This is a genomic window from Martelella sp., assembly GCF_984369615.1.
Window position 1 is genome coordinate 1 of sequence record NZ_CFHTCS010000287.1, and the last position, 5683, is coordinate 5683.

Below are 5683 nucleotides of genomic sequence, written 5' to 3' on the forward strand. Positions count from 1 at the left end.
GGTTGTCGGTGTCGATATTGACCTTGCGCACGCCGTGCTTGATGCCGCGCTGGATTTCCTCAACCGGCACGCCCCAGGTCGGCTTCATCTCGCCGCCATATTTGTTGATGATTTCCTGCAGCTCTTCCGGCACGGAGGACGAGCCATGCATGACGAGGTGCGTATCCGGCAGGCGGCGGTGGATCTCCTCGATCACGTTCATCGCCAGCACTTCGCCATCGGGCTTGCGGGTGAACTTGTAGGCGCCGTGGCTGGTGCCCATGGCAACGGCAAGCGCATCGACCTGCGTATCCTTGACGAACTGGACGGCCTGGTCAGGATCGGTCAGAAGCTGGTCGTGGTCGAGCTTGCCCTCGAAGCCGTGGCCGTCTTCCTTCTCGCCCTCGCCCGTTTCCAGCGAACCGAGAACGCCGATCTCGCCTTCCACCGACACGCCGGCCCAGTGCGAGAAGTCACAGACGCGTTTCGTCACGCCGGCATTATATTCATAGTCAGCCGGCGTCTTGCCGTCGGCCTTCAGCGAACCATCCATCATCACCGAGGTGAAACCGTACTGGATCGCCGTCATGCAGGTCGGCTCGGAATTGCCGTGGTCGAGATGCATGACGAGCGGAATGTCGGGGTAGAGCTCGGCCAGCCCGTCGATCAACTTCGCCAGGATCAGGTCGTTGGCGTAAGCGCGCGCGCCGCGGCTTGCCTGGATGATCACCGGCGAGGACGTCTTCTGGGCGGCCGCCATGATCGCCAGCCCCTGCTCCATATTGTTGATATTGTAGGCGGGCACGCCATAGCCGTGTTCGGCGGCGTGATCGAGCAATTGTCTCAAGGTAACCCGGGCCATAACAAATTCTCCTGTTGCCTGACCAACGCCATAGCCGACGCAGGCTTGAATGTGATTGCCAAGCGTCAAGCCGCGCCATCGGCGCATGGCCTTATTGTGGTTCAATGATAATGCGGGAATGCGAAATCACAAGATTATTTTATAAATATCATTATATTTGTTATTTTAATCGTTTCTATATGTGATATATACCGCTAATCTTGATGTTATATCAATTATTCGGACACATACGGCGAAGGAGAATGCCTTGAAGGCGGATGAAAGACGCGCGGCGATGATGGCGCTGCTGATGGAGCGCGGTACGGCCAGCGTGGAGGAATTGAGCCAGCGTTTCCGGGTTTCCAAGATGACGGTGCATCGCGACCTCGATGAGCTGGAAGCGTCCGGTCAGCTACGCAAGATGCGCGGCGGCGCTTCCGTCCAATCCTCGGCCATGTTCCAGGCCGATTTCCGCTATCGCCAGAAAATCGCCGCGGGCGAGAAAGCCCGGATCGCGGCGGCCGCCGCCGCATTCATCGAGCCCGGCATGACGCTGATGATCGACGATTCATCGACCGCGGCCAATCTCGCAGCCCACCTGTCCCAGCGCCTGCCGTTGACTGTGATATCTAACAATCTGAGTGTGATATCCGAACTGGCCGGCGTCGCGGGCATCGAGCTGATGGCGCTCGGCGGCCAGTACAGCCGCAAGTTCAACGGCTTTTTCGGCCTCCTGACCGAGGACGCGCTGCGCGGGCTTCGCGCCGATATCGGCTTCATCTCGGCCTCGGCCATCTATGAGGGCGAGGCCTTTCACCAGGATCCGGAAGTGGTCCAGACCAAACGGCTGATCGTCAAGGGCGCGGAACGGCGCGTGCTTCTGGCCGACCATACCAAATTCGGCCGCCCGGGCCTGCATTTCCTGACCGGTCTCGAGACTTTCTCCGCCGTGCTGACGGGCGACGAACTGGACGAGGCGCAGCGCGCGGTGCTGACGGAAAAAGGCGTTTCGCTGCATTGCATCCCTGCCTGAAATGGTTACATCGGAGGGACGAAGCAACGATCCGGGCATGAAGCGATGGACGCAAAGGAAACGATCAGCCTCTACGAGGCCATTGGCGGGGCCGATACGGTCGAACGCCTGACGCGCCGTTTCTATGAACTGATGGACAGCCTGCCGGAAGCGGCCCATTGCCGGGCGATCCACCCGGACGATCTTACGGGGTCGGAGGCGAAGTTCCGCGACTATCTGACGGGCTATCTCGGCGGACCGCCGGTCTATGTGGAAAAACACGGCCACCCCCGGCTGAGGATGCGCCACATGCCGGCGCCGATCGGGCCGGAAGAGCGTGACGAGTGGCTCTTGTGCTTCCGCCGCGCGCTGGAAGAGACCGTGCCCGACATGAAGCTGAGGGCGATCATCCTGCCGCCGGTGGAAAAGCTCGCCTACCACATGCAGAACAAGGCCTGACCCAATGACCGCCCTGACGCTCCCCGCCCGGATATTGCTGTTCTTCGCCGGCCTCACGGGCGCTGCCGGCATCATGCTGGCGGCAGCCTCCTATCACGGCGACAGCGCGGTGCTGCTTTCCGCAGCCCTCGTCTGCCTTGCCAACGGCCCGGCGCTGATCGGCCTTGCCCTGCTTTCCGTGCGCACGGCAGCCGCTCTTGCCGCTGGCATTCTGATGGTTTTCGGGACGGTGATGTTTGCCGGAGACCTTGTGGCGCGCGCCTATCTGGGCTTCGGCTTCTTCCCCATGGCCGCCCCCATCGGCGGCACGTCGGTGATTGCAAGCTGGCTGCTGGTCGCCCTTGCCGCCCTGATGCCCCCGCGCAAGGGCTGAAGGCTATTCCGCTTCTTCGCCTGGAATGCGCCCGAAGCGCAGCAGATTGCCGTGCGGATCGTAGACGTAGAATTCCTTCATGTTCCATTCGCGCAGCTTGAAGCCGCGCTCATCCACGATGCCGCGCATCGAGAACTCGGCGTGAAGCGCATCAATGCCGCCGCCGCGGATATAGATCGAGGTGTTTTCACAAAGTCCGCGGTCGTCCGTCAGCCAGAAATGCAACTCCATGCCCGGACGCCTCAGGATGAGGTAGGTCCCATCCTCGTGCACGACTTCAGAGAGGCCGAGCTTTTCCGTGTAGAACGCCTTGGTCTCGGCAAGATCAAGTGACGGCAGGACGGGCAGGACGGCAATGTCGACCGGATCAGCCATTCATGCGCCCTCCACGCTGTTGAAACCCTCGAATTCCGGGTGGCCAAGATAGTTCACCTTGCGCTCGCCGGCATTCCTGTGGGCGTCGCGGAACTGCTCGGAACGGGTCCAGGCGGAAAACGCATCCTCGTTCTCCCACAGCGTATGCGATGCATAGAGCGTGTAGCCCTCGTCCTCGAAGGTCTTGCCCCTGAGAAGATGAAAGGAGATGAAGCCGTGCAACTCGGAAAGCCGCGAATCGCGCCCTTTCCATACAGCTTCGAATTCCTCCTCGGAGCCAATGGCAATCCTGAACCGGTTCATCGCGACATACATGGAACACCTCACGGGGTTTGTCATACTGATAAGAAATGGCTGCGCCGGCAGGCGAGGTCAATCACCTCGGCCCGGCTATTCCCGCCGGAAGGCGGTCTTGTGGAGTCTCGAGGGGTGAATGGGAGAATGGCGGCTTCGCCAGGCGCCGCAAGGCCTACGCCGCCGATCGTCGCACACCTGCAGCCAGGCCACGCATGCAGCCCGATCAGGCCGACCGCCCTGCCCTCATACATCCCGCCTATCACGAATTGCGCTCGCTCATGGTCTGCAGCGCGCGTTCCAGCGAGGACTTGGAGCCGTTGCGCAGCGGAATGAAGGCCTTCTTGAATTTCTTGCAGCCGCTCTTGACGCGCACGCAGGCATCATGGCTGATACAGTCGATCGGACAGAAAACGCAGTCGACCGAGGGCAGCACCCTGTCGATACGCGAGACCGCCTCGCGCAGGCCGCCGTCGTGATGGATCAGTTCGGCGCCGAAATCATCAGCCACTGCGCGCAAATGGGCGACCTGACAGTCGCGCCCGCCGACATAGAGAAAACTGCGGCCATTGAGCCCCTCAGGCGCCTCGGCGACGCGGGTCACGTCCTGGACCCCGCTGTTCGGCGGGTTCTTCGCCTGTTTACGCTTGTTCTTCTTCGCCAATTTCGCCCTCCCGGCCTTGCCGTTCCGTTGATGACGGGGAAACCCTATAAAACATGATTAAAAAGGTAAAGTATAAATATGACTAATTAACTCATGTTTTATGTCGCAATGGCCGAACGGTTCTTCGCCGGCGGTCACAGCTTCTTTCACTGGCCTTGCCGCGCCGACCGCGCTAAAAAGGCGCAAAATGGAGGCCTTATATGCTCGAGAAGATCGAAGACCTGCCGGAAAACATCATCGGCTTCACGATACACAACGCGCTGAGCGCGAGCGATTATCAAAATGTGCTGCTGCCGGCGCTTGAAGAACACAGTTCCAGCCATGACGGGCTGCGGCTGCTTCTGGTCACCGCCAGCGATTTCGCGGGCTCCGATATCGGGTCGGCGATGGGCGGCCAGCCCTTCCGCCGTTCGGAACCGCTGGCCTTCAAGAGCATCGCCATCGTCAGCAGCAATCGCGGCTTCACGCAGGCCGTGCAGATGTTCGGCATGCTTTTCCACGCGGACGTGAAGGTATTCGAGCCCGAACAGCAAGACGCCGCCGTCACCTGGCTGGAACAGTAAGCGTCAGCGGCAATAGCGATATCCCCGGCTGCGCTCGATCACGTCGAGATGCATGTGGTCCTGATGAGTCGCGTCGCTGCCGGGAGACAGGACGGTCGAAAAGAACAGGCAGGCCGAGGCGCTTGCGGTGCGCTGGAAGGCGCCGGTGAGGCTGCCATCCTTCCTGCGCGGCACCATGTCGATGGTCTTGCCGTTCGAAAAGGAGAGCGAGCGGATATCGACGGCATTGCCCCTGGCGTGTTCGGAAATCTTGCCGTCCGACCGGCTGTTGCGGTTGCGGCAGACATAGGTTGAAGCCTGGCGGACTTCCGTCAGTTTCGTGCCCGCGCCGAAGGCGATCTCGGCCGAGGGCGCGACATAGGCGGTAAGCCAGTTTGCCAGCGCCAGCGCGGTCTTGCAGCGCATTGTGCCGGCCGGCTGCAGCGGCACGCCGTCGGCCGCCATGGTAACGCTGAGCGGTCGCCCTATCCCGCACTGACCGGGATCATCAATCGTCTCCAGAACCTCGTATTCGACGCCCAGCGCCGTCAGCGCCGCGGTGCAGCGGGCAAATTCGCCATCATCTTCCATCGGGGGCGCAGGGTCTTCGGGCGCGACCGTTTCCGAGACCTTGGCGTCCTCTCCGGTATTTTCCGATGCCGGTTTCGCGGGTTGCGCGCTCTCCTCCTGCCCCGCGGCCGGTTCGAGATCGTCCGGACGCTGCTCCGGCACCGGCGGGTTTTCAGGCATGTCCATGCTCATCGTCGAAAGGCCGGCGGCAACAATGAGCGGAAACACAAAGAGCGGGCGGACAAGCTTCACGGCAGTTTCCTCATGATCAATCGTCAGGGTTGAACGCCGGACAGCATGCGGAGGTTCCGCCAACAAAGCCGCCCACGAAAACGAAACGCCCCGGTCTTCTGCAAGATCGGGGCGTCAGGATGGATGCGCGGGAGCGATCAGTCCATTGCCTTGACGATGTCCTCGGTCATCTTCTTGGCGTCGCCGAGCAGCATCATCGTTCCGTCCTTGTAGAACAGCTCATTGTCGATGCCGGCATAGCCGGAGCCGAGCGAGCGCTTGACGAAGAGGCAGGTCTTGGCCTTGTCGACGTCGAGGATCGGCATGCCGTAGATCGGCGAGG

Annotated in this window: 10 protein-coding genes; 4 read left to right on the plus strand and 6 right to left on the minus strand. The window is 61.2% G+C overall.

Annotated features, from left to right (window positions below; translation table 11 throughout):
- On the minus strand, window positions 1-841 hold an 841-nt coding region (fba, locus tag AC5DC2_RS18295), incomplete at its 3' end, for a class II fructose-bisphosphate aldolase (protein WP_491699505.1).
- 247 nt (window positions 842-1088) lie between these two features.
- Here fba and AC5DC2_RS18300 point away from each other — a divergent pair.
- The 3 genes from AC5DC2_RS18300 to AC5DC2_RS18310 are packed head-to-tail and all read left to right on the plus strand — an operon-like array spanning window position 1089 to window position 2664.
- Entirely contained in the window at window positions 1089-1853 is a 765-nt protein-coding gene (locus tag AC5DC2_RS18300; RefSeq protein ID WP_024706612.1) for a DeoR/GlpR family DNA-binding transcription regulator, read from the plus strand.
- Between the two features lie 45 nt (window positions 1854-1898).
- Window positions 1899-2291: a group II truncated hemoglobin gene (locus tag AC5DC2_RS18305; protein ID WP_491699506.1), complete on the plus strand. Its 393-nt coding sequence runs from the start codon at window positions 1899-1901 to the stop codon at window positions 2289-2291.
- 4 nt (window positions 2292-2295) lie between these two features.
- A complete protein-coding gene (locus AC5DC2_RS18310) occupies window positions 2296-2664 on the plus strand; it encodes a DUF423 domain-containing protein (RefSeq protein ID WP_491699507.1) in 369 nt (122 codons plus the stop codon).
- Between the two features lie 3 nt (window positions 2665-2667).
- Here AC5DC2_RS18310 and AC5DC2_RS18315 read toward each other — a convergent pair whose 3' ends face one another.
- From AC5DC2_RS18315 to AC5DC2_RS18325, 3 genes are all read right to left on the minus strand, one after another.
- A complete protein-coding gene (locus AC5DC2_RS18315; RefSeq protein WP_024706609.1) occupies window positions 2668-3039 on the minus strand; it encodes a bleomycin resistance protein in 372 nt (123 codons plus the stop codon).
- Window positions 3040-3354, minus strand: coding sequence for a heme-degrading protein HmuQ (gene hmuQ / locus AC5DC2_RS18320; RefSeq protein ID WP_024706608.1), 315 nt, complete (start codon window positions 3352-3354; stop codon window positions 3040-3042).
- 241 nt (window positions 3355-3595) lie between these two features.
- Complete coding sequence (locus AC5DC2_RS18325) at window positions 3596-3937, minus strand: DUF2325 domain-containing protein (RefSeq protein ID WP_371260692.1); 342 nt, start codon at window positions 3935-3937, stop codon at window positions 3596-3598.
- A gap of 260 nt (window positions 3938-4197) precedes the next feature.
- Between AC5DC2_RS18325 and AC5DC2_RS18330 the strand changes: the two genes are divergently transcribed.
- On the plus strand, window positions 4198-4560 hold the full coding sequence (locus AC5DC2_RS18330) for a SpoIIAA family protein (protein ID WP_024706606.1): 363 nt from the start codon (window positions 4198-4200) through the stop codon (window positions 4558-4560).
- A gap of 3 nt (window positions 4561-4563) precedes the next feature.
- Here AC5DC2_RS18330 and AC5DC2_RS18335 read toward each other — a convergent pair whose 3' ends face one another.
- Window positions 4564-5361 (minus strand): extensin-like domain-containing protein, encoded by a 798-nt coding sequence (locus tag AC5DC2_RS18335; protein ID WP_491699508.1) that lies wholly within the window; start codon window positions 5359-5361, stop codon window positions 4564-4566.
- Between the two features lie 137 nt (window positions 5362-5498).
- A partial coding sequence (locus AC5DC2_RS18340; protein ID WP_491699509.1) for an NAD(P)(+) transhydrogenase (Re/Si-specific) subunit beta occupies window positions 5499-5683 on the minus strand: 185 nt, incomplete at its 5' end.

Bases quoted from the DNA above. Each gene is read 5' to 3' on its own strand.
- AC5DC2_RS18305 (WP_491699506.1), top strand. From the start codon at position 1,899: ATGGACGCAAAGGAAACGATCAGCCTCTACGAGGCCATTGGCGGGGCC.
- AC5DC2_RS18310 (WP_491699507.1), top strand. From the start codon at position 2,296: ATGACCGCCCTGACGCTCCCCGCCCGGATATTGCTGTTCTTCGCCGGC.
- AC5DC2_RS18315 (WP_024706609.1), bottom strand. From the start codon at position 3,039: ATGGCTGATCCGGTCGACATTGCCGTCCTGCCCGTCCTGCCGTCACTT.
- hmuQ (WP_024706608.1), bottom strand. From the start codon at position 3,354: ATGTATGTCGCGATGAACCGGTTCAGGATTGCCATTGGCTCCGAGGAG.
- AC5DC2_RS18330 (WP_024706606.1), top strand. From the start codon at position 4,198: ATGCTCGAGAAGATCGAAGACCTGCCGGAAAACATCATCGGCTTCACG.